We start from the raw sequence: 21909 nt of genomic DNA, 5'->3' as shown, positions 1-21909 counted from the left end.
GGAAAACCCGCCTGCAGGGCTGGTCTCACCAGTCCCCTACGGCGGGAAACCCGCCTACAGGGCTGGTCTCACCAGTCCCCTACGGCGGGAAACCCGCCTACAGGGCTGGTCTCACCATTAGCAATTAGCCATTAGCAATTAGCCATTAGCAATTAGCAATTAGCAATTAGCCATTAACTTTTCTTTCCATCAACCAAGAAAAACGCGGTGCTGACCACAATATGTCTGTTAGGATAGTCAGTGGAGCAATTGCAAATAATGCCCAAAAAACTGCTGTAGAAATGTAGAAGTAATTCCTGAGAAGAAAAGTCAATAACGCAATACACACAGCCCAAATTATGCGCCCGGTTTTTGCATTGGGAATTGAGCGAGGGTCTGTTATCATAAACAGGGCAAAAAGAAGCAACGAGCCGCTCGTGAGTCGGTGCAAAAAAACATCCCAAGTCCAGCCCAGCCAAATATTGCGAATCGCTTCTAACCCAGCGTAGGTACCTAGAAAAGCTGTTGTCGTATCCCAACGTCCAACTCGCTTGAGAATCATGCCTCCGGTTCCAGCAAATAGCAGCCCATACCACCAGTCTTCCCCCCACTGTCCTGGCGAAACCCATGCATCAGGAGTTAATGCTAAGGCAGAGATGATACCAAAGTTAGCGGGGTTAAAGAAATGTTTGCCGTCAACTTTAAAAACAAATTTGCTAGCAATAGCGCTTGCTGCAGCGAAAGCCATTGTTGTCCAATGGTCAGCCCTTAACAACAGGCTAAGCCCGAGGGAAGTAATGACAGCACTGCGAAGACTTATGGTTTGTTCTTTGTCCCGAACTATTGACAAATGATTAACAATCGATGACAACAGCCATTGTATGGATATACAAGTGACGATTGCTACTAGAATTAACTGAGGTTGTAATGTCCAGTCTCTTGCTCCAATTCCAAGAATTAAGAACAAGGTGAGAAAAAGAATTTGATAATCGCGTATATCTTTAAACAGCATTACCCGCTATAACCGGGATTTCTCTTAGATGGCTGTTCTAGATATAAACTGAAATTTAGTGAAATGGTGCCAATGTTACAGAATTTGTTACAGAGTCGTGAGACAGAGCCTTCATGCGGTCATTCCCAGGTTTTGCCTGGGAATGAGAGTGAAGATGCTTGAAACAGCAAGCCTCTACAGGCTGTCGGAGCGCGATCGCGGGTCACTAGTTACTCTTAACTGATTGCTGGTTACCGTTAGTTTGCTGTCTAACAACCACATACCACTGCTCACTTTTGGTAGCACCTGTGGTAAGTCAAGTCCTTGTTGCAAACCCATCACTAGTAAAGTTAAGGTTTCTACAAGTTTAGGATCGAAGCGGTGCGATTGGAGCGTTCTACATTCTTCTAGCGCTTGCACAAAGATTTCTTCTCGGTTAACTTGAGTGCTTCTTTTCTTGTTCACCCGCCATTGAAAATCGGCAACTAGTGATAGGATTCTTGATTCCAGAGGAATTTCATCTCCTACCAATCCAGCAGGTTCTCCTGTTCCATCCCACCACTCGGTTTGATGTGTAATAATTTGTGCGATCGCTCTCAATCTTGGCATTCTTCGCAAGACTTGCGTACCGGGTACAAGGGGACAAGTCAGGGGACAACTGGGGGCATCTTGTTGGTATCCAGTATAAGTCCCTGGAGGCAGAACACTTTCTGCTTTTTGTAATGGGTCTATACGATGCAGCCAACCGGCAAGCCGCAGGCGTTTGATTTGCCATGCAGGAAGATCGAGAAGTTGTCCCATTGTTTCCGCAAGTGCCACAACTTCTGATGCTGCCTTTGGGTTTTTGATATCTGATGCATCAAGAATTTGTGCCATCCGCAAGAAGGCTTGGATTTCGTTGGATACTAAATTGCGATCTAATGCTTGATGCCGGGTTGCCGTGTATTCTGGTAGGTTGAATTGACCCGTTTGGAGATAATCTACAACACGGGCAGTGACTTCACTTAAGTTTTCTAATGTGGCAAAAGTGGGCTGAATGGTTTGCGTGTATGACTTGAGTTTTGTCGCTAATTCTGAATTGTATTGTTCAACGTGAGCGATCGCCAATTCTACCGTCTCCCGTACCAATTCAGGCTCGAACGTCCACAAACCGTAGAATTTTCGTTCTATATCTGATGCAGGTTGCTCGTTAGGACCATAATCAGCTTCCATCAACTCTTGACAAATAACCATTGCCGTGTATCCGGGCGACATGATAATGAGATGCCATTCTTGAGCGACTGGATCTGTTGTATCTAATGGCACCAAACTAATGTTAGGTAACTGGCTGGTAGCGTGTTCGGCGAATACGCTATCAGCAGCTGCCATAATGGTAATATGACTGGCTTTTTTGGCTATATCTGCGTATCTTTCTGCTTCTTGTAAATACCACTTCCCCTGTTGAAAGGCTGTGATGACTAGCGGCTTACCCTCGTCTTTGAGAATATGGTCTTCTAAGGCATGGCACAACGAGACTAAAGTATTCTTGTAGTAAACACCGAATTGGATTGGTCTAGTACTGTATCGATGAGCTGTTTCTAGTTTTTGTAAAATTGAGCCTTGTAACATGGGATTTTATAGGATGAATCGCAGAGGGGGTGGGAGAGTGGGAAGTTGGGAGTGGGGGAGTGGGGGCAATTTTACCCCATCACCCCTTCCTCGTAATCTAAGCGACACCAACGAGTTGTTTGTCTTTACTCTCAACGGGTGCGGAAAGCGCTTCTTCTAGATCGGCACAGCCGAACTTTTCTTCTAGGATTTTCATGACTTCCCGTCCAAAATCATTTGGATTGCGTTGCCATGCTTCCAAACAAACCTTACCAAAGAAGGAACCAAGAGGTTCGGGATTCCACAGAAGTTTTCTGAAGTTCCATGGCATAAGGCTCATGGGATTCCAGCCGGGTTGAATGATTCCCTCTTTAAAACCATACTCTTCTAAATGAGTGTGAGGTTGCAGCCCAATAAAAAAGATAGCAGGTTCGACTTTATCAGCACCAAAAATCCTTTCGAGTTCCCGATGGTAAGCGATGGTTTGGCGAATCGTTTCCGGACGTTCATCAATAACGTTAAAGGAGTAGTTGACGGAAACTAAGTCGTTGAATCCTGCTGCTTTTAAGTCCCGGCAATTCTGTAGAACCGTTCGCAAGTTGTACCCCATTCGCATTTTGCGAACTAGTTCCTGAGAGCCACTGGTAATACCAATTTCAAAGTAGTTCATTCCAGTTTTCACCATCAACTCAGACATTTTGGGTGTCAAGTTGTCAGCGCGGATGTAAGCTGCCCAATGAATATCCGTCATGCCAGAATCAATGATTTTCTGTAGAAGTTCCTCAGCATCATCGATAAATTTTCTAGCTGGAATAAATTGAGCATCCGTAAACCAAAAGTTCCGTATACCGCGATTGTAAAGTTGGCGCATCTCCGCCACCACTTCATCAGATGGATTGATGCGAACCTGTTTTCCTTCAACAACAGTGTAAACACAATAGCAGCAATTGTGGGGGCAACCCCGTTTGGTTTGTACACCGATGTAAAAGTCAGCTTCTTCGAGATAGTAACTGAACTCCGGCCAAATACTTTCTATATAATCATAGTTACAAGCCGTTTTCTCTAATGGAGTAGGTTGTTCGTGGATCAGACGCGGGCGTGGTTGTGTCTCTCCTACTACATAACAACGTTCATCTTGAAAATCTCTACCACTTAAAAGTTTTGCAAGTAGAGTTTCGCCCTCCCCTACAGAAACAATAGTTCCCTCGGGCAGGCTTGTTTTCAGCTGTTCGTAAAATACACTGACTGCACCACCACCAACCACCAGACGTGTATCTTTATTGTACTGTCGGGCACGTTTTAATCCGCGTTTGATGAGATCTAAGTTACGCCATAGTTCTGTGTAATAACTGACAAGCATCCGCAAGCTGCCTATTGCCCCATGTAATTTTACAAAGGGATTCTTTGAATAAAAGAACTCAAAGGAATACTGCAATGGGTTACCCCCACGCCCACCAACAGGAGCATAAATTTGGATATCTCTCCAAGAAAATACGAGCAGTGTTGGCTTAAATTCATCAATACAGCGATCTAGGGCAGTGGCATAATCGATGGGTGGTACTGTTCCTAAATCAAAAATCCTCTGCCCGACGCTGGGGAACAGCTTGTGGACGTGGTCTGAAAGATAGACAACCCCAATAGGAAAGATAGGGTTACAAGGAAGGCGGACGTAAAGAATTCGGTTTTCCATCACAGGTGTCTTGACTTCCATTTTGCCTTTGTTCGGAGAGACAGCACTAGTACAAAAACGCAGAACTACTCTCGTTAGAGGAGTCACTGCAGTGGTGAGGCAACGCGATCTTGGGGATTTGCCCCACGAGCGATCGCCGTGCGTGGTTTCACTAGCTACAGCAAGTTGCGTGGCAGAAGGCGCAAAAGCATACAATACAAGCTTTTTGTCTGTTACTCATGGTTGCCTTATTTTCGCACCTCGTGTACTGGCAATAACTGCTTTTATATGAGTTTTGTTATGTTTTGTGTCCTCTCTCTAATTTTACTTGACATTTTCACTTCTCTTCTCAACTTGTTTAATGGTTTTGTTTTTATAGGGGCTTGGAGGGGAGTTAAGAATGGTTTTCAAACTTTATGGTGAAATTTTGGAACTCCAGGAACCCTGTTTGAGGTATGAAATCTAAGTAGGTAGGGCTTTAGCCCACAAAATAGGACACGTGGTTGGCTTTAGTCCTACCTATAGCAGTTTCAATTTTTTAGGAATGATTTAGAACTGCTGTACCTCCTAAATAAATTTAGGGAAAAAATCAATCGATTCATTATTCAAATTTCCTACTTTATAAGTCTGGGGATTTAACGATCTCCGGTAACAGGTGAGCGATCGCCAATTACGGGTTACTGATTATTGGATACATATCCTTTAGAGATAGAAGATATGAAAAAAATATTTTCATATCTTTACAATACCATTCTGGTTCATTTAAGAAATACTACGATCCACAGTGGTTACTTATAGAGTTCAGCTGCAAAACAGACAATGGCAGTATAGCTATATTTAATTTTTAAGAGGTACGGAGAGCGTATTTGCTTGCGTGTAATGTGTAATTGCGTAAAAGGCATAAATTTTTACAAAATTTTCATATCTCTGGCATACCTTAAGATAGAGATCGTGTGTAAAAGTTCATATGGTAGTCGCAGTTACAGCATGTGGGGATCGATCGGTGTTAGCTTTATCTGATGTAATATAAAATAGTGGCGTAAATAAAGCTCCTCAGCAGTTATGGCTCAAATACTAGATCCTCTACCACCCGAGCAATCGGCTACACTTTTCTGCTGCTACGTGAATGCCACAAGTAAAATACAAGTGGCACGCATATCAAACATTCCTAATTGGTACTTTGAAAGGGTTGTTTTTCCCGGACAACGGTTAGTGTTTGAAGCACCTAGAGAAGCTCACCTAGAGATTCACACGGGTATGATGGCAAGTGCAATTTTATCGGATAGAATTCCGTGCAATCGCCTTGTCGTTAATGAAGCTAGCAATTACGAGTTAGCAACAACCTCTCAGTCAGAAATAGATCCTTTTCATAAAAAACCAATTGTTCAAGCCATTCATACAAAAACCGGAGATTCTATAAAATCTTTAAATGTCACTGGTTTAGTATCTGTTGATTAAGAAAACAAATTTGCTTAGTTTGAGGGTTGCTGTACTCAGCAGCCCTTTTATTTTGGATTTTGGGTATTGTTATAAAAATTCTCCTTTGTCCTCCTTGTCTCCCTTGTCCCCTTTTTCCCCATTAAATATGGATCTACCTTCTTTTGTCTGGTTGTGGAAAATAGCAGCATGGTCGATGGGCTTGTCGTTGCTGGCTTACGTGGTGCTAGCATTTACGGGAGTTTGGATGTTTTTTAGCAGAACATCGGAACGTCTTCCTTTTTTCTTTCAGGGTTCTACAGACAATACGGATATACGCGCTCTTCACTTGCTTATCGGCAGTTGTATGGTAAGTTTAGTTTTGCTGCTGTTGCTGATTGGCATTATTGGGACTCTCGGTCACTTCGGTTCTTTAGGTCATTCTTCACATCTTTATGCAGGCGCGATCGTTGTTTTACTTGTTTTAGTTTCTGCAGGAAGTGCTTTGCTGGTTCATTCCACACGTCCTTGGGCTAAGCGCGTCCATGTCGGAACCAACATCGTTCTGTTATTTGCTTTTATCTGGGTGTCGCTGACAGGATGGAGTGTCGTACAAAAGTATTTGCCTTAGTCAATGTTGGTCTTGGATGGTTTTTTGGAACCAGATTACGAAAGCGATCGTTTTTAGCTAGTGTGGGATTAGGCGTGTTAAACTAACCAACCCAAGTTCAAAAATGGAATCATCCTCTACTTTTCGTCTCTCGCCCTTAATTAGAATTACTCTTTTATCTTTATATGTAGCACTGACTACACCATTGCCTTTCTTAGCGCAAGTTACACAAGCGCCCGTACCACCAACACTTCTGTGGGTAGGTATTGCTATTGGGTTGATAGCCTTATACGCAGCATTAAGTGAACGCGTGATTGTGGATGACCGAGAAATTCAGGTTACTTATCCTAAATGGGTACCGCGTTTTTTTCGCAAGGGATGGTCTTTACCTTGGGTAGAAATTAAAAGCTTAAAACCCCGTACCACAGGACAAGGCGGGCTAGTTTACTATTTTCTCTCTCAGGATGGTAAAGCGTACTTACTACCAATGCGGATCGTGGGGTTTGCTCGTTTAGTTCAAATTGTTCAAGAAAAAACAGGGATAGACACAGCAGATGTATATCCTTTAGCTCAACCTTGGATGTATGTGATTTTATTAGGATTTACATTTCTGCTGTTATTAGTCGATGTCTGGACGATCGCAACAGCTGTTGCTGGAGTCACTTAAAATAACGTGAGTTCGATGCAGTTAAAACAGACTTCGCCCCAAACTCCTCTCCTGCAAGGAGAGGGGCTTCAAAAGCGCTCTCAGAATGTTGTTCTCCACGCTCCTTCAAGAAGAGGGTGAGGTCTGTCGAATTCACGTTAATTTTAAAGCGGAAAGGTTAAAATTGGAAATTCAGCAAGACTCGCAAATGGGACAACCTACTCCCAAAGCATTACTGCGCTTAGAACAAGTCAGCTTGTTTGCTAGTTTGAAAACTCAGAAAAAAGGCGAACAGTTAGGATACCCCATACTACAGGATATTTCTTTTGAGGTATTTGAGGGCGATCGCATAGCTATTACTGGATCTTCTGGTGCAGGCAAAAGTTATCTGTTACGGGTGTTAAACCGTTTAAGCGAATATTCAAATGGCAAAATCTATCTGGAGAATCAAGAGTACCGTCAAATTCCCGCATTGCAACTTCGTTCATCCGTCACATTAGTACCACAAGAATCCAAACTCTTGGGGATGTCAGTGAAAGAAGCTTTGGCGTATCCCCTAGTTCTACGAGGCTTATCGAAACAGATCGTCCAACAACGTGTCACTTATTGGATAGAACAGTTACAAATTCCAGATGATTGGTTGGGACGGGCTGAGGTACAACTTTCTGCAGGACAAAGACAGCTGGTGGCAATTGCCCGTGCTTTAGTCATTCAACCAAAAATTCTGCTACTGGACGAACCAACATCAGCCCTAGATGCGGGGAAGGCAGAACATTTGATACAGATACTGTGCCAGCTTGCTCAAAACCAGCAAACAACTGTTCTTATGGTCAATCACCAACTCGATCTGTGCCAGGAGTTTTGTACGTGCTTGTTATATTTACAGCAAGGTCGTTTAATAAGCAATCAAAAAGTCCCTCATATAAATTGGGCTAACGTAAAAGAGAATTTAATAAAAGCTAAAGCTCAAGATGAATTTGAATTTTAATCAGTGGTTATTGGTTATTAATTCTCCTAGCAACTAATAACTAACCACTAACCGTTGAACGTTGATTGTGAAATCTTTCCTTCGGGATTTTTGTTGTTGATTGTGGGTTGTTAGCGTTGAGAACTTCCATGTTAAATCTATAACCAACATTACGGATAGTTTGAATTAAACTTGGTTGGCGTGGATCTAATTCCACTTTTTTCCTCAAAGATAAAACGTGTGTATCAATAGTGCGGGGATTATCAATAGCATCTGGCCAAGCACGACGCAAAAGTTCTGACCGACTCAAAGGGACTCCTCCAGCTTGTGCTAAAACATAAAGCAAACTAAATTCTTGTGGTGTTAGGTCAATGAACTCTCCCTGGTAACGAACTCGACGCTGTACCAGGTCGATTTGCAAAGCACCATAATCCAAATAAGCAGGTGCAACAGGCGTGCGTTTTCGACGAATGAGTGCTTCCACTCGTGCTAAAAATTCCTGCATCCCAAAAGGTTTGCTGAGATAATCATCTGCCCCTGCTTTTAACCCAGCAACGATGTCAGCCTCATTACTTCGTGCAGATAGCATGAGAATTAGAGGCTGCTGCTGACGGTGCAACCAACGACAAAACTCAATGCCATCACCATCAGGTAAATCGGCATCAAGAATGACTAATGTTGGCTGATTGCTTAAAAAGACTTCCCTAGCTTGATATATACTTGCAGCTTGATGCACCCGATAGTCCAGTTGTTGCAAGTGCCAGCCTAGCAATGACCTCAGATGGGGATTTCCCTCAACGATTTCAATACAAACCGAACCCACGGTGGCAAGACCCCTCATTATGTATGACCTTCAAGGTAACAAAGCATATGTCCTATGTTTTGTAATCCTTGTTACTTCAATTGCTATTAGCTTCAAATTTACCAATACTTATACGGGCAAGGTGTTTAATCAATGCCTTATGCCAAGCCAAATTAGTAATATTCTTAAATTTTTGTTAGACTTATCAAAACTACTTTCTGTTAAATACCCTGCTATGGATAGAGTGCTGCTTACCAATCCTGCGATCGCAACAAATAGCAAAGACTCTCCTACTAATGTACTCTACCCCCCAAAATGACTTATGCCATTCTTCCCTTGAATTATAACAATAACTTACCAGTCAACCCTATTCCCTAATTTATGGAATAGGATCTAAATAATTTGTAGCTAGCTCTTGGGGTTTCCCCAAAGAGGAAGATATCAATACCCATTCGTCAATGCAAAACTAGATGTGGGACTTCACATCTGGTTTCAAATCGACTACAATCTTTTTTCCAAACAGATTTCAACAGCCGTTATGCTCCAAGACACACAAACCATCCGCTATTACCAAAGACTAACCGACGCCTTCGTCGAGCTATGGAATCGCGGTTATCGCATGGATGATATGCGGATGTATTTGGATGGCTATTTAGCCGCGCTGCGTCACGGTAATGCCATTGAGCCGTATCTGATTCATCGCTTAGAGGAGGAAGCAAGCCGCTACTTACACGATGTTTCAAACTTTACAATGACACAAACACAACCCCAACCAGATTACTACTAATGCCTGGTGCAGGTAGTCGCAGCCATCTAGAAATCAACGCAGATGATTATAGCATAATTATCTGCTTTGTCACCACGTAGCAGCGATCGAAATTTTTGGAGACAGTTTTTAGCTCAATTTATTCCCTCAGCAAACCCCAGGTTTCAAAATCTGCTGAGGGTTTTTGCTTTTACGACGCTAAAGCGACTTCTACCATTTGCTGTAACTCGCCTTTTTGGTAGAGTTCAATTAAGATGTCCGAACCACCTACAAACTGACCATTGATATAAACTTGAGGGATAGTAGGCCAATTAGAGTATTCCTTAATACCTTGGCGAATATCGGGCTCGTCAAGTACATTAATTGTTTCAAAAGGAACACCCAATGTATTCAGTATTTGAACAACATTGTTAGAGAAGCCACACATGGGCATCAGTTTGGTGCCTTTCATGAACACTAAAATTTTGTTTTGCTTTACTAAACTATCGAGTCGCTCTTTAAGTTCTGGAGTCATTGTCTCGTTATTTCCTAACTTATTTTTGGTTTAATTGTTAATTGCTAATTGCTAATTGCTAATTGTCAGTTTTCCATTAGCCACTAGCCATTAGCCCTCCCTTGTATCTCAGGAACGGAGACGCTATGTGCAAGGCACACGCTCCGCAATGCCGCAGGCTATGCCCGGAAGGGCTATACGCAAACGCCAGTCCCTAGGGCGCGGGAAACCCGTCTACAAGGCTGGTCTCACCATTAGCCATCAGCCATCAGCCATTAGCCGTTTGCCAACTATCTGGAGTATAGGTTTTGAGGGCTAGGGCGTGGATAGCTTCAGTAGACATAGCTTGCCGTACTGCACTGTAAACTAACTGGTGTTGTTGTACCAATCCCTTACCTGCAAAGTGCGATGACACAACAGTGACTTGATAATGGTCACCGCCTCCAGTCAAGTCTTGCACTTGAACTACGGCATCTGGCAGTTCAGCCTTAATCATTTCCTCAACTTGCTGCGGACTAATCATCGCGATTTTTGAGAACCTTACTTTATTTAGTCTTCCTATTACGGATTTTAACTGTTGCAACTAAAATTTTTTGGAAGCTTGGCAACTAATGTAAGGTGAGTTTGATGAAATGAGGGTGCTAAGCCGCCCTTGCATATAATTTGCACACTTCTGACTTGGGAAAAATTAGTCAAGCCCTCCCTCGCGACCGACAAGAGAGAATTAAAGGTAGCACAGCTAAGCTCCCATTGGGGACTCTGTTTCCTTAAGAAAGAAGGAGTGAGTATGAGGTTTGTCAAACTCAAATTAAGGTATAATCGCAGTCCTCTCGTTACCCGGCAGACAGAATTCGCGACCATACAGATAAAACCCACATAGGTGGGTTTCAGAACCTTGATTTTTTTGCTGCTCCGTGTAGGCGGACGAGAGGTTGTAAGGTAGCGAATTATATTCGCCCAAACTTTTCAAAAATCCTCTAGTGACAAACGGACATAACAGATAACTTTATCTGATAGAGATGTTAAAGAACACATCCATAAGTGGGAATTAGATTATTTTTTGGGAGGGGAAGAGGTAGAAGAAGTTGTACCACCACCTCGTGCTGGAGTATCCACAAAACCCAACTCCAATAACTGCTGATAAGCTTTTTTGCCTAAATCCCTTGTAGGGTTTTGACTTTTCACAATTTGAATCAGTAACGGTACAGCTAATTCTGGTTTATTTTGTGCTCGATGTACGAGTGCTAGCTGGTAAGTTGCTTCATCTCTCATTTGAGCTGTTTCCAGTGCTTTTTTGCGCTGAGCATCAGCAACTCTGTTGTCAATTCCTGAGAAGCTAGAGTTCAAATCCTGATAAAAATTGGATAGCTGATTAAAAACAATTCTGGCTTCTTGAAGTTTCTTAGCTGCCGTGTCGTAGTTTTGAGAAGAGACTGCGTTGCTTGCCTCTGTCATCAGACGTTTTCCTCCGTCAATGCTCAACAAGCTGTTATTTTGCCCTGTTGGACGAAGGGTATTGGGATCGTTAGGATCGATCGGCTGAACTTGGTTAGAGTTCCCAGGAAGTTCTACTTGGGCAGCAACAGGTGATAGCAAGCAAAAAGCTAGCACCCCCGCTAGAGAAGTGAGGCGAATTAAAGGAACATGGAGAAAAAATTTCATGGGGTAAAGTGGAGTACTAACTCAATAAAACACGTATTGAAACTTCGGGTATCTTAACTCTGTTTTGTACTTTCACAAAGTAAAGCTATATGTTAAGTCTCTTGGTTTTAGACTGAAAATCAATAAAATCAAGTTCCCACAGTACTAGTACTACCATTTACCAGCCTTCCATTAGCCATTAGCCATTAGCCATTAGCAATTTCCGCAAATGCGTGTTGGGTAAGTTCTGCTTCTTGATGATTTAATTTTTGAAGTGCCTTTGTTAAATCAGATGTAAGGCGTTTTGCTTCTTGTTTAACAGAATTGCCAGTATAATCCGCTACTTCTATTGGACAGCCAATGTGAATAGTTACATCTGTACCCCATGTGGGATAAGGTTGGCTGTATTGAATGGCAATAGGTACAATTTTGACACCGAGACCGCGTTCGCTCTTAGCGCTAGCTGTACCCAGTTTATCGCATGGCAGCGCCGCCTCCCCCGGCTTATCGCTAGATTCAGCACTTAAAGCCAAACGAGAAATACCTGGTTTTAGAGGGTGAACCTCGTCATCGCGGAAAATACCACCTTCTGGGAAAATCACCACAGTTTCGCCATTCCGAAGAAGGTCTACTCCATGACGGAGAGTGGAAATCGATGGGCGTTGAGGATCGACAGGAAAACCGCCCATACGGCGAACGAACCAACCCTGGAGACCTTGGCATTCGCTAATAGTGACCATAAAGCGTAAATCTCGACCTGTCACACAACGACCTGCAACATAAGGTATGAGTAAAGCATCCCACCGCGCCCGATGCGTAGGAGCAAGGATAACAGGACCTGTTTTAGGAAGATTTTCTTGTCCGGTAATTTTTATCCTTCCAAAGAAAAGTGGCATGAGAAAATGCCGCCCTAGTAAATACATCAGTGGGCTTAGCCAAGGACAAACCCGCGAGGTAGTAGAATGAGCCACCTGAGGGTTTGCTGGCATAGTAGCTGATACGTTGCGGGATGAATCGAAGGAAGATTGTTGCTCAATCATGACGGTGGCTGCTAACTGTTAGGTAAAATGCGCTTGAAACTCGTATTAGATACACCGTAGATTTTCTTCCGTGACTTGAGTAGTACCAATTGGACAGTTTCACCTCTGTCCTTTAGTTAGAATCTCGTCGCCGATTAGCAAACCAAGCTTGCAATTGTTGACGACAGCTAGATTCCAGAACACCTCCAATAACGCGCAATCGGTGATTGGAAACTGCGCTATCGGGTATGTTACTAACAGTACGAATTGCCCCAGTTTTTGGATCGTCAACTCCGTACACTAAAAGACCTATACGTGCCTGCACAATTGCACCGGCACACATAGCACAAGGTTCTAAAGTCACGTATAGAGTACATTGGTTCAGACGCCAAGTTTGTAACCTGTGGGATGCTTCCCTAATCGCAAGAATTTCCGCATGAGCTGTCGGGTCTTTGTCACGCTCCTTTCTGTTTTCACCTTCTGCAATTAAATTTTCTGATGAATCAATAATAACAGCACCTACTGGGATTTCATCTGCATCACCGGCTACCTGTGCTAAATCTAAAGCACGGCTCATCCACTTTTGGTGTGTCAGATAATCTAAATATTTAATTAACATTTTCGTTAGTTGTCAGTAGAACTAATAACAACTAACCACTAACAACTAACCACTAACAACTAACTACTTACTAAATTAAACTCAAACTTTCCTACTTGACGGTTATTGACAAAAACTTCTATAGTATGCGTCCCAGGAGGATCGCCTGGTGACACAGTCCAAGTATTTCCTATAACACCATCTTTTGTGTAGACAGTACGTTGCGTTGTTGCTTGTGTTTTGTCTCTCGATACTGAAAATTCAGCACTAGCAGGAGCCCCCCAATTTTTTGCTGCTTTTGGCAATTGATAAATCTCGCGCCACGTCACTTGACCTTGATAGCCCTTCAGCCGAATGCGCCATCCATAAGCTGTTTCATTTTTTAATGGCACTTTATTAGTGGGCGTAAAAGAAACTTTGTAATCTTGGGGGTCGATTCTCACAATACCAAATTCTGCTTTTGCAACACTCAAGGAATTAGATTGAGAGCCTTGTTGAATTGCCTGCTGTGTTCCAGTAAAAATTTGAGAAGGATCTTCAGCACAGGCTGGTATCAAAAGCGATACTGCAACGAAAAATGCAATTTTTAATACTTTTACTTGCATAATTTTTTCTGCTTAAATCTACTGTAAGAACATCTGTAATTCTACGTGTATCACAACGATCGCAGTTTCTTTGCTTTATAATGTTACGGGTTGAGCGAGCAAAGAATCCAATTGACCCTTTGTATCCAATTCGTAAATATCATCACAACCCCCAATATGTTGGTTGTTAATAAAAATTTGTGGTACCGTGCGGCGTCCGTTAGCACGTTCTGCCATTTTCGCTCTAGCAGTTTCATCCCCATCGATTTTGTACTCGGTAAAATTTACACCCTTCCACCACAAAAGCAATTTGGCACGGATACAATACGGGCAAGTTAGCCAAGTATAAATTTCTACATTTGCTTTGATAGATTCTGGATGACGACCCAACACAGAGTTAATAAAGTTTACCATTGTTCGTTGACTTCACTGTTTTTCAAGTATGGTATCACCAGAGAACAGCGACCAGTAATATGTTAAAAATTTTACTGCTTTTGATAAAAGAAAATTTTATTGGAATAGATGAAATCACTTCAATGTTATTGATAGGCAATAACCTCAGACATACTGAAATTTTATATCTATTCAGTAAAAATACTTATAAAATAAGAAGAACCTAACTATTCAAAAATTACCACGAACGACTAACAACTAACGACTTACTCCACTTTAGAAGCAAAACTTAACATAGACGCAAGTTGATACTATTTTCCACAGGTATCCGCCGTTTGGTAGACTTGAAAACTGAAATAGATTTCACAGAACAACGTAATACCAAGCAATTGAGAGGGCAGAGTTTGTGGAAAATACACTTGGGTTAGAAATTATTGAGGTTGTTGAGCAAGCCGCCATTGCCTCTTCCCGTTGGATGGGCAAAGGTGAGAAGAACACTGCTGACCAAGTGGCTGTGGAAGCTATGCGGGAACGGATGAATAAAATTTATATGCGCGGTCGCATCGTAATTGGTGAAGGCGAACGCGATGAAGCTCCCATGCTTTATATTGGGGAAGAAGTTGGTATCTGTACCCGTTCAGATGCCAAAGATTTCTGCAACCCCGATGAATTAATTGAAATTGACATTGCTGTTGACCCCTGCGAAGGCACCAACCTAGTTGCTTACGGTCAAAACGGCTCAATGGCAGTATTGGCAATTTCCGAAAAAGGCGGTCTATTTGCTGCACCAGACTTCTACATGAAGAAATTAGCAGCACCACCTCAAGCTCGCGGTCATGTTGATATTAACAAGTCTGCCACTGAAAACCTCAAAATTTTATCCGAGTGCTTAAACCGTTCCGTAGATGAATTGGTAGTGGTCGTTATGGATCGTCCCCGCCACAAGGAACTTATTCAAGAAATCCGACAAGCAGGGGCTAGAGTCAGGCTAATTAGCGATGGTGACGTTTCTGCTGCCATTTCCTGCGCCTTCGCCGGTACTAACATTCATGCGCTCATGGGTATTGGTGCTGCACCTGAAGGTGTGATTTCCGCAGCTGCTTTACGTTGTTTGGGTGGGCATTTCCAAGGACAACTGATTTACGATCCAGAAGTCGTAAAAACTGGGTTAATTGGAGAGAGCAGAGAAGGTAACATTGCACGACTCAAAGAAATGAACATTACAGACCCAGATCGGGTTTACAACGCTGATGAATTGGCTTCTGGTGAAACCGTACTGTTTGCGGCTTGCGGTATTACCCCAGGAACGCTTATGGATGGTGTTCGCTTCTTCCACGGCGGCGCTAGGACTCAAAGTTTGGTTATTTCCAGCCAGTCCCGCACTGCTCGATTTGTCGATACAATTCATTTGTTTGATGAGCCAAAAACTCTACAGTTGAGATAGTTATTGGCTGATGGCTAATAGCTAATAGCTAATAGCTAATGGCTGATGGCTAATGGTGAGACCAGCCCTGTAGGCGGGTTTCCCGCCGTAGGGGACTGGCGAACCCGAAGGGCTAATGGTGAGACCAGCCCTGTAGGCGGGGTTCCCGCCGTAGGGGACTGGCGAACCCGAAGGGGTAATGGTGAGACCAGCCCTGTAGGCGGGGTTTCCCGCCGTAGGGGACTGGCGAACCCGAAGGGCTAATGGTGAGACCAGCCCTGTAGGCGGGTTTCCCGCCGTAGGGGACTGGCGAACCCGAAGGGCTAATGGTGAGACCAGCCCTGTAGGCGGGTTTCCCGCCGTAGGGGACTGGCGAACCCGAAGGGCTAATGGTGAGACCAGCCCTGTAGGCGGGTTTCCCGCCGTAGGGGACTGGCGAACCCGAAGGGCTAATGGTGAGACCAGCCCTGTAGGCGGGTTTCCCGCCGTAGGGGACTGGCGAACCCGAAGGGCGAACCCGAAGGGCTAATGGCTAATTTCCTGCCGTAGGCGACTGGTGTATAGCCCAGACGGGTATCGTCTGCGGCATTGGGTATCCCTAGCCCAGACACTGCGCGTATAGCCCTTACAGGCACAACCTACAGCATCGTGTAGCATACGCAAAGCACACGGTATCTCCAAAAGGAGATAGGGCTAATGGCTAATAAAAATAAACAATTAACAATTAGCCATTAGCAATTAGCTATTAGCTATTAGCAATTAACAAATAATAAACACCACATAAGAAATGACAAATATGCATATCGCGGTAGTGGGGTTAAGCCATAAAACAGCCCCTGTTGAAGTGCGGGAAAAGTTGAGTATTCCAGAACCACAAATCGAAAGCGCAACAGGTCAGTTGCTAAGTTATCCCCATATTGAAGAAGTCGCAATACTAAGCACTTGTAATCGTCTGGAAATCTATATCGTTACCCAAGAAACAGAACAGGGTATTCGTGAGGTGACTCAATTTCTCTCAGAACATAGCAAATTGCTTGTATCTTCTTTACGCCAACATTTGTTTGTCTTGCTGCATCAAGATGCTGTGATGCATTTACTGCGTGTTGCTGCTGGATTGGATAGCCTCGTTCTTGGAGAAGGTCAAATTCTAGCTCAGGTGAAAAATACTCACAAACTCGGACAGCAATATCAAAGTATTAAAACAATTTTGAATCGGTTATTCAAACAAGCTCTGACCGCAGGTAAGCGAGTGCGTAGCGAAACTAGTATCGGTACGGGCGCAGTTTCTATTAGTTCGGCTGCTGTTGAACTGGCTTATATGAAATTGGACAATTTAGCAGCTTGTCAAGTAGCAATTCTTGGGGCTGGTAAAATGTCGCGGTTGCTAGTACAGCACTTACTTTCTAAAGGAACTAACAGAATTTGTGTTTTAAATCGATCTCTCGAACGTGCTGAGGAATTGGCAAAACAGTTCCCCGAAGAATCTATTAAAACTTGTTTGCTTTCGGAAATGACAGCAGTTATTTCTGAGTGCGATTTAGTGTTTACAAGTACATCAGCAACAGAACCGATTCTTGACCGTGCTAAGTTAGAAATGGTTTTAGAACCCAATCGTTCTTTGATGCTGATTGATATCTCTGTACCTCGCAATGTCCACGCGGATGTCAATGAAATGACAAATGTACAGGCGTTTAATGTGGATGATTTAAAGGCAGTTGTGGCACAAAACCAAGAAAGTCGTCGCAGAATCGCTCAAGAAGCAGAAGGCTTGTTGGAAGAAGAGTCAGAAGCTTTTGATGTTTGGTTGCGATCGCTTGAAACAGTGACCACTATCAGTTGTTTGCGTGACAAAATAGAGACTATTCGCGAACAAGAGTTAGAAAAAGCTTTGTCGCGATTGGGTTCAGAATTTGCTGAGAAACATCAAGAGGTCATTGAGGCTTTGACGCGAGGCATTGTTAATAAAATTTTACATGACCCAATGGTACAGTTACGAGCACAACAAGATGTTGAGGCAAGGCGTCGCTGTATGCAAACTTTGCAAATGCTGTTTAATTTAGATGTAGAAGAATTGTTTAGCTGATTGCTAATAGCTAATAGCTAATAGCTAATTGTTCAACAACGATTAACTATTAGCCATTAGCCCTATCTCAGAAGCGGAGACGCTATGTGCAAGGCACAGGCTCCGTGATGCCGCAGGCTATGCCCGTAAGGGCTATACGCGATGCCGCAGGCTATGCCCGCAGGGCTATACGGGTTCGCCAGTCCCCAGGGCGTGGGAAACCTGCCTGCAGCACTGGTCTCGCCATTAGCTATTAGCCTTAGCATGGATTATGAATCGTATTTTTAAATCGGTTGTTTTTCTGTTGGGATTGTGGCTGTGTTTTGATTTAATATGCCATTTGACGGGAGAAATATTGTGGTTTGATGAGGTTAAATATTTTAGAGAATTTTGGGTGCGTTTGGCAACTCAACTCGGTTTATGGACGCTCGCTTTCTTCTCTTCAATTTGTTTTTTGCTTGGCAATTTAACTATAGCGTCTCGTCTAAAATACTCTCATGAAAAACCAGGGGTTATTGTCAGCGCTTCCTCCCGTTTCCCGTCTTATCCCCCAGATCTCAAGCCCCCTTTCTCTCCTTCCTCAACTCTCCCACTACGCTTTTTATTGCCACTAGTTATCATCTTGAGCGTGGTGGTAGGGTCGGTAGTGATTTTTTACAGTCAAAGAGTTTTAGATTTTTGGGAACCTAATATTAAATTGCCAAGTGCTCCCCTGCAATTATCACCTTGGTTAAAGCAAATAACTCAGCAATTGAATATCCAACAATTATCTGTTCCACCCGTACAGTTGGGATTGCTGCTGATTTTAACAATTGCAATTCTATGGCATAGCGAGTTTTGGTTAAGGGCTATTGCTGTATTTATCAGTTTATTATTAGGGTTTCTTTTGTCGGCAAAGTGGGACAAGGTTTTACTGTCTTTTCATCTCGTCCGTTTTAACCGCGTCGATCCCTTATTTCATCAAGATATTAGTTTTTACGTATTTTCATTTCCAATTTGGGAATTGTTAGTTTCTTGGCTTTTAGGGCTGTTGCTTTTTAGCTTAGCTGCGGTTGCTTTAACTTACCTATGTTCGGGAAATAGCCTCAGTGAAGGTCAGTTTCGCGGGTTTTCTGTGTCGCAACGACTTCACTTAAATGCTTTAAGTAGCTTGTTTATGTTGGGAATTGCTTTATATGACTGGTTGCAACGCTACAAGCTTTTGTATTCTACCCGTGGTGTCAATTATGGTGCGAGCTACACTGATGTTACAGTTCTGTTACCAATTTATACGGGATTAAGTCTTTTGGCAGTTGCGATCGCAGTTTATTTAATGATGCGAGTTGTCCTTTTGTCAAAGACAACAAAAACGCGCTTCAAACCTATTCCCTACCCAATCCATCTCATATATGCTTTAGGGCTGTATGTCCTTGTGGTGGCAATTTCTGGAGAAATCTTGCCATCAGTTATACAACGCCTGGTAGTTCAACCAAACGAGCTCATCCGGGAACGTCCTTATATCGAGCGTACTATCTCCCTGACGCGAGAAGGATTTAATTTAAACACTATAGAAGCAAGAACTTTCGATCCGCGAGGTCAACTCACGACCAAAGATTTGCAAGCAAACAACCTCACAATTCGCAATATTCGTCTTTGGGATACGCGTCCCCTTTTACAGAGTAACCGCGAGTTGCAACAAATCAGACCTTACTACAAGTTTCCCGGTGCTGATATTGACCGTTATACTCTCAAGCGAGAGGCGACAACTGAAAAGCAGCAGACGATTATAGCAGCGAGGGAACTAGACTACAATGATGTTCCCCAACAAGCACAAACTTGGATAAACAGACATCTGATTTATACTCATGGCTATGGTTTTACACTCAGCCCAGTAAACCTTGTTGGTCCGGGTGGATTACCTTATTACTACGTTAAAGACATTGGAGTTGATGAAGCTGGCGATCGAGGTTCGTTACAGATATCGAGTGAATCAGTGCGAGCTAGCCTTCCCGTAGGGGAACCGCGTATTTACTACGGTGAAATTACTGATACTTATGTGATGACTGGGACAAGAACTCAAGAGTTAGATTATCCCAGTGGCAATGATAATGCATACAACATTTATGATGGTCGTGGGGGTATTGGAATCGGTCATATGTGGCAGCGTATTCTATTTGCCGAGTATTTGAAAGATTGGCAGATGCTGCTAACGAATAACTTTACCCCCCAAACAAAGCTGTTGTTTCGCCGCAATATCAAAAAACGAGTACAAGCCATTGCTCCCTTTTTACGTTACGATAGCGACCCTTATCTAGTTGCTGCTAATGGGGGTGGAACAACGAGCAAAGGAGAAGGAACTTATCTTTACTGGATTCTGGATGGCTATACAATTAGCGATCGCTACCCTTATTCCGATCCTGGGAACAATCAATTCAATTACATTCGCAATTCTGTCAAAGTTGTTATTGATGCCTACAATGGTTCGGTTAACTTTTTTGTAGCTGACCCAACAGACCCAATAATTAACGCTTTCAAAGCCATCTTTCCTGGCTTGTTAAAACCCTTAGACGCAATGCCGATTGCTCTTCGCAATCACATCCGCTACCCTGTTGACTTGTTCAACACTCAATCAGAACAATTGCTGACTTATCACATGATCGATCCCCAGGTATTCTACAATCGAGAAGACCTGTGGCAAATTCCCAACGAGATTTACGGTAGCAAACCGCAACAGGTAGAACCTTACTATCTCATTACAGCGCTACCGCAAGCGGAATCAGAAGAATTTATCTTACTGCTACCCTTTAAACCCACACAACGCGCAAATTTAATTGCTTGGTTGGCTGCCCGTTCAGATGGAACGGAATACGGCAAGTTGCTGCTTTACGAATTTCCCAAGCAACAGTTGGTTTACGGAACCGAACAAATTGAAGCTTTGATCAATCAAGACCCCGTGATTTCCCAGCAAATTTCCCTGTGGAACCGTCAGGGCTCGAGGGTAATTCAAGGAAATTTACTGGTGATTCCTATTGAGCAATCTTTGCTTTACGTTGAGCCCCTCTATTTAGAGGCAGAACAAAACAGTTTGCCAACGTTTGTTAGGGTAATTGTCGCTTATAACAATCGAATTGTCATGGCAGAAACTTTGGAGCAAGCACTTGCTGCTATCTTTAAGCCAGATCGAGCTACAACACCTGCGATCGTGCGTCCTGTGGAGTAACGGTACGGTGGAGGACAGACAAACCAAATGGTCAAGAATTAGACTAACGCTTATGTGCCTAATGCAATCAATATATATTTTTTTTGCAAAAGTTGCTACCAAAGTAGATGAATGGCAATCTATGGAAACCGATTTGACTAATTCAGATAACAGCTTGCTTGTTCGCTTGGAGGTGTTAAAAAGTAAATTTACGCTACTACAAGAACAATCTAGCGTCACTAAAGCAAAATCTACCATACTTATAGAGCAGGCTCATACGCTTATCCTTCAGTCTAAAAATCTAGAATTTAAGTCTGATGAGATTGACACAAAATTGATGAAAATTAGATATTTATTTAACAAGCCGTAGTCTGAATTTGTTCTGCCACTTTTTCTGTCATAATTTCCTTGATTAAGTGGTCAGCGATCGCGTCTAGAGGAAGAACCCAATCAACTTTGCCAGTATCAATAGCAGATTTGGGCATACTGAAACACTCGCAGGTTACCTCATCCTGAGCGATGACTAGACCGCCATATTTTTTTATAGCTACCACGCCTAAAGTGCCATCGCTGTCTTTGCCTGTGAGAACGACTGCGATCGCACGACTTTTAAAACTAGCTGCAACTGAGATAAACAGTTTATCAGCTGCAGGGCGGACAAAGTGTACCTTTGGCCCATATGCAAAAGACAGCGTAGCGTCTGGCTTAACTATCAAATGTTTGTCAGGAACACAAGTATAGACTGTTCCTGGGCGTAAAAGTTCCCCCTCCTCTGCCTGCTTTACACGCAAAGACGTGCGGTTAGCCAGGATTTGTGCCATATAGCTGGGGAACTTGGAAGACAAATGCTGTACCACGACAATTGCTGCCGGAAAATCAGCTGGCAATGCTGACAAAATTTTGCCGATCGCTTTTAGCCCGCCTCTGGAAGCCGCTATTGCGACTATGTTATATGCAACATTGGGAAAATGGGAGATCGCCTTATGATTTTCTTTGAAAATAGGGCATTGGGCATTGGGCATAAAAAAAATTATTTTTCCGCTTGGCTGCGAGATTTTTTTGTAAACAGCTGTGTTAGCTAATTC

General features: G+C 43.1%; 24 protein-coding genes. 11 read left to right on the top strand and 13 right to left on the bottom strand.

Annotated features, from left to right (window positions below; translation table 11 throughout):
- Positions 1-166: 166 nt before the first annotated feature.
- The 3 genes from HC643_RS28635 to HC643_RS28625 all read right to left on the bottom strand — a co-directional run bounded on the left by HC643_RS28635 (position 167) and on the right by HC643_RS28625 (position 4268).
- The gene (locus HC643_RS28635) at positions 167-991 is read right to left on the bottom strand and encodes an RnfABCDGE type electron transport complex subunit D (RefSeq protein ID WP_038079272.1); all 825 of its coding nucleotides are present in this window, start codon (positions 989-991) and stop codon (positions 167-169) included.
- Positions 992-1165: 174 nt separating this feature from the next.
- Complete coding sequence (locus HC643_RS28630; protein WP_038079278.1) at positions 1166-2578, bottom strand: DICT sensory domain-containing protein; 1413 nt, start codon at positions 2576-2578, stop codon at positions 1166-1168.
- A gap of 97 nt (positions 2579-2675) precedes the next feature.
- Complete coding sequence (locus tag HC643_RS28625; RefSeq protein ID WP_038079366.1) at positions 2676-4268, bottom strand: photosystem II high light acclimation radical SAM protein; 1593 nt, start codon at positions 4266-4268, stop codon at positions 2676-2678.
- Here HC643_RS28625 and HC643_RS28620 point away from each other — a divergent pair.
- The 5 genes from HC643_RS28620 to HC643_RS28600 all read left to right on the top strand — a co-directional run bounded on the left by HC643_RS28620 (position 4258) and on the right by HC643_RS28600 (position 7886).
- Entirely contained in the window at positions 4258-4518 is a 261-nt protein-coding gene (locus HC643_RS28620; RefSeq protein ID WP_167844770.1) for a hypothetical protein, read from the top strand. The two genes, HC643_RS28625 and HC643_RS28620, sit on opposite strands and share 11 nt — an antisense overlap.
- A 770-nt stretch (positions 4519-5288) precedes the next feature.
- A complete protein-coding gene (locus HC643_RS28615) occupies positions 5289-5684 on the top strand; it encodes a DUF1830 domain-containing protein (protein WP_038079280.1) in 396 nt (131 codons plus the stop codon).
- A gap of 127 nt (positions 5685-5811) precedes the next feature.
- Positions 5812-6273: a DUF4079 domain-containing protein gene (locus tag HC643_RS28610; RefSeq protein WP_050046912.1), complete on the top strand. Its 462-nt coding sequence runs from the start codon at positions 5812-5814 to the stop codon at positions 6271-6273.
- A 103-nt stretch (positions 6274-6376) separates the two neighbouring features.
- Positions 6377-6919 (top strand): hypothetical protein, encoded by a 543-nt coding sequence (locus HC643_RS28605; RefSeq protein ID WP_050046764.1) that lies wholly within the window; start codon positions 6377-6379, stop codon positions 6917-6919.
- Positions 6920-7106: 187 nt separating this feature from the next.
- Positions 7107-7886, top strand: a complete 780-nt coding sequence (locus HC643_RS28600) for an ABC transporter ATP-binding protein (protein WP_038079367.1) — start codon at positions 7107-7109, stop codon at positions 7884-7886.
- A gap of 40 nt (positions 7887-7926) precedes the next feature.
- Here HC643_RS28600 and HC643_RS28595 read toward each other — a convergent pair whose 3' ends face one another.
- Positions 7927-8688, bottom strand: a complete 762-nt coding sequence (locus HC643_RS28595; RefSeq protein WP_038079368.1) for a response regulator transcription factor — start codon at positions 8686-8688, stop codon at positions 7927-7929.
- 139 nt (positions 8689-8827) lie between these two features.
- On the opposite strand from HC643_RS28595, the gene HC643_RS28590 reads away from it, so the two are divergent.
- Both HC643_RS28590 and HC643_RS28585 read left to right on the top strand, forming a co-directional pair.
- On the top strand, positions 8828-8986 hold the full coding sequence (locus tag HC643_RS28590; protein WP_167844769.1) for a hypothetical protein: 159 nt from the start codon (positions 8828-8830) through the stop codon (positions 8984-8986).
- Between the two features lie 219 nt (positions 8987-9205).
- Entirely contained in the window at positions 9206-9454 is a 249-nt protein-coding gene (locus tag HC643_RS28585) for a DUF6761 family protein (RefSeq protein WP_038079370.1), read from the top strand.
- A gap of 169 nt (positions 9455-9623) precedes the next feature.
- Here HC643_RS28585 and grxD read toward each other — a convergent pair whose 3' ends face one another.
- From grxD to grxC, 7 genes are all read right to left on the bottom strand, one after another.
- Positions 9624-9947 (bottom strand): Grx4 family monothiol glutaredoxin, encoded by a 324-nt coding sequence (gene grxD / locus HC643_RS28580; RefSeq protein ID WP_038079293.1) that lies wholly within the window; start codon positions 9945-9947, stop codon positions 9624-9626.
- Between the two features lie 247 nt (positions 9948-10194).
- Positions 10195-10449, bottom strand: a complete 255-nt coding sequence (locus tag HC643_RS28575) for a BolA family protein (RefSeq protein ID WP_038079372.1) — start codon at positions 10447-10449, stop codon at positions 10195-10197.
- A gap of 530 nt (positions 10450-10979) precedes the next feature.
- Entirely contained in the window at positions 10980-11588 is a 609-nt protein-coding gene (locus HC643_RS28570; RefSeq protein ID WP_038079295.1) for a hypothetical protein, read from the bottom strand.
- A gap of 185 nt (positions 11589-11773) precedes the next feature.
- Positions 11774-12607: a lysophospholipid acyltransferase family protein gene (locus HC643_RS28565; protein ID WP_038079299.1), complete on the bottom strand. Its 834-nt coding sequence runs from the start codon at positions 12605-12607 to the stop codon at positions 11774-11776.
- A 112-nt stretch (positions 12608-12719) separates the two neighbouring features.
- On the bottom strand, positions 12720-13205 hold the full coding sequence (gene tadA, locus HC643_RS28560) for a tRNA adenosine(34) deaminase TadA (protein WP_050046765.1): 486 nt from the start codon (positions 13203-13205) through the stop codon (positions 12720-12722).
- Between the two features lie 59 nt (positions 13206-13264).
- The gene (locus HC643_RS28555) at positions 13265-13789 is read right to left on the bottom strand and encodes a hypothetical protein (RefSeq protein ID WP_038079303.1); all 525 of its coding nucleotides are present in this window, start codon (positions 13787-13789) and stop codon (positions 13265-13267) included.
- 75 nt (positions 13790-13864) lie between these two features.
- Complete coding sequence (gene grxC / locus HC643_RS28550) at positions 13865-14182, bottom strand: glutaredoxin 3 (protein ID WP_038079307.1); 318 nt, start codon at positions 14180-14182, stop codon at positions 13865-13867.
- A gap of 385 nt (positions 14183-14567) precedes the next feature.
- Here grxC and glpX point away from each other — a divergent pair, with 385 nt between their 5' ends.
- A complete protein-coding gene (gene glpX, locus HC643_RS28545; RefSeq protein ID WP_038079312.1) occupies positions 14568-15605 on the top strand; it encodes a class II fructose-bisphosphatase in 1038 nt (345 codons plus the stop codon).
- 428 nt (positions 15606-16033) lie between these two features.
- Here the strand turns inward: glpX and HC643_RS28540 are convergent, their stop codons facing one another.
- Complete coding sequence (locus HC643_RS28540) at positions 16034-16195, bottom strand: hypothetical protein (RefSeq protein ID WP_167844768.1); 162 nt, start codon at positions 16193-16195, stop codon at positions 16034-16036.
- Between the two features lie 185 nt (positions 16196-16380).
- Here HC643_RS28540 and HC643_RS28535 point away from each other — a divergent pair, with 185 nt between their 5' ends.
- From HC643_RS28535 to HC643_RS28525, 3 genes are all read left to right on the top strand, one after another.
- Positions 16381-17667: a glutamyl-tRNA reductase gene (locus HC643_RS28535; RefSeq protein ID WP_167844879.1), complete on the top strand. Its 1287-nt coding sequence runs from the start codon at positions 16381-16383 to the stop codon at positions 17665-17667.
- A gap of 250 nt (positions 17668-17917) precedes the next feature.
- Positions 17918-20845: a UPF0182 family protein gene (locus HC643_RS28530; protein ID WP_038083194.1), complete on the top strand. Its 2928-nt coding sequence runs from the start codon at positions 17918-17920 to the stop codon at positions 20843-20845.
- Between the two features lie 61 nt (positions 20846-20906).
- On the top strand, positions 20907-21194 hold the full coding sequence (locus HC643_RS28525; RefSeq protein ID WP_050046767.1) for a hypothetical protein: 288 nt from the start codon (positions 20907-20909) through the stop codon (positions 21192-21194).
- Here HC643_RS28525 and HC643_RS28520 read toward each other — a convergent pair.
- Entirely contained in the window at positions 21181-21846 is a 666-nt protein-coding gene (locus HC643_RS28520) for a chemotaxis protein CheB (RefSeq protein ID WP_050046768.1), read from the bottom strand. The genes HC643_RS28525 and HC643_RS28520 overlap by 14 nt on opposite strands.
- Between the last annotated feature and the right edge of the window lie 63 nt (positions 21847-21909).

This window comes from Tolypothrix bouteillei VB521301, assembly GCF_000760695.4.
In the GTDB taxonomy this organism is placed as follows: domain Bacteria; phylum Cyanobacteriota; class Cyanobacteriia; order Cyanobacteriales; family Nostocaceae; genus Scytonema; species Scytonema bouteillei_A.
This window is presented reverse-complemented; position numbering and strand designations above follow the sequence as displayed.